At 61.2% G+C, this 1,318-nt stretch carries 2 protein-coding genes; one reads left to right on the forward strand and one right to left on the reverse strand.

Annotated elements, in window-relative coordinates; translation table 11 throughout:
• A partial coding sequence (locus EOB36_RS34790) for a hypothetical protein (protein ID WP_206637240.1) occupies nucleotides 1-229 on the forward strand: 229 nt, incomplete at its 5' end.
• Here EOB36_RS34790 and EOB36_RS33820 read toward each other — a convergent pair.
• Nucleotides 209-1,318, reverse strand: a 1,110-nt coding sequence (locus tag EOB36_RS33820; protein ID WP_128286588.1) for a glycosyltransferase family 39 protein, incomplete at its 5' end; no start/stop codon positions are given. The two genes, EOB36_RS34790 and EOB36_RS33820, sit on opposite strands and share 21 nt — an antisense overlap.

Consider the following 1,318-nt stretch of genomic DNA (forward strand, 5'->3'; position numbering starts at 1 on the left):
GGAAAACCATGCTGGCAGCGGTCAAAAGCAGATAGGCGACCACCAAGGTCAGCCACGGCATCCTGGAATAATTGGCCGGCCGCCTCGCAAATCGGGAACGAGCGATCGCTATCGTTTTCTGGACATTGCCCACCGACCGAGCCGGCAGCTTTCGAAGCAACTCAAGATCCAGAAATCTGCGACCAATGCTCATGCCAAACCACTGAAGTCAGTTGATGATCCGGTATAGACCAAGCGACAGTTTCTCCCCCGATGAATAGTTGACGCCGTCGATCCGGGCGACGCGATTCGCCGACCTGCCCTGCCCTGCCAGCAGGCCGTCCAGCCGCTTTTCCTCGCCGACCGGCGCCAGCGCCAGCGCGCAGGCAGGATCGGCAAGCAGATGTTGCGCAGTACCATCGACATTGGTCAATATCGTTTTTGTGCCCACCAGAAATACCAGGCTCGGTTCGTGATACCCGGCCGAGGCAAGCACCGTCGTCTCGCAGGGTCGATTGGCGCGAACCGCAGCCTCGATCTCGCGGCTCATCCAAATAGGCTTCAACGACGGCGCAATGACACCGAACAGCAAAGCGTAGGTGATACCGGCGCAAATCGCGATTACCCCGATACGAGCGAGCGGCACTTGCAGTTGGCGAGAGAAGCCGAGATAGCCGGCCCCAAGCGCTGCAAGGGCAGCCGGAATGCTCCACCATGAGAACGTGCCGGTAAAATAAAGCGGCGCGGCAATGCAGAGCACGGCAAGGCCTGTTGTGACCAGGGCGAGGCCAAAGGCAGTCGCCCACCACAACCAGGTCTGCCAGCGCTGGAGCGGCGCGTTCGCGTCCTGCGGCTTCAATGTCAAAAGCCAACCGACCATGAGCGCCATGCCGGGATAGGCCGGCAGGACATAGTGCGGCAGTTTTGTCGGGATCAGCTCGAACAGCAGCCAGAACGGAATGTACCAGGCGAGGCAGAAACGGAGCCGGGGATCATCGCGCAGGCGATTGAGGGCCTGGAGCCCGGCACCCACCGCGATCAGGCCGAAAGGCCACATGAACAGCGAATAGGTCAAGACATAGAAGCCGGGTGGCAGGCCATGCGATTCCTCGCCCTGCGCCACCTTGCCGAGCATATCCTTGCCGATGGCTTGCTGCAGGAAAGCACCGCCGCTTTTCCAGGTGATCAGGACGATCCAGGGCAGGATGATCAGCAACACGACAGCCAGGCCGCGCCCCGCCTTCAGCTTCGACAGCCAGCGCCAGTCCCGCTCGAACGCGAACAGCACGGCGACCGTCAGCGCCGACATCAGCGGCGCGATCGGTCCTTTGATCAGGAT

This window comes from Mesorhizobium sp. M6A.T.Cr.TU.017.01.1.1, from assembly GCF_004023115.1.
Classification (GTDB): Bacteria; Pseudomonadota; Alphaproteobacteria; order Rhizobiales; family Rhizobiaceae; genus Mesorhizobium; species Mesorhizobium mediterraneum.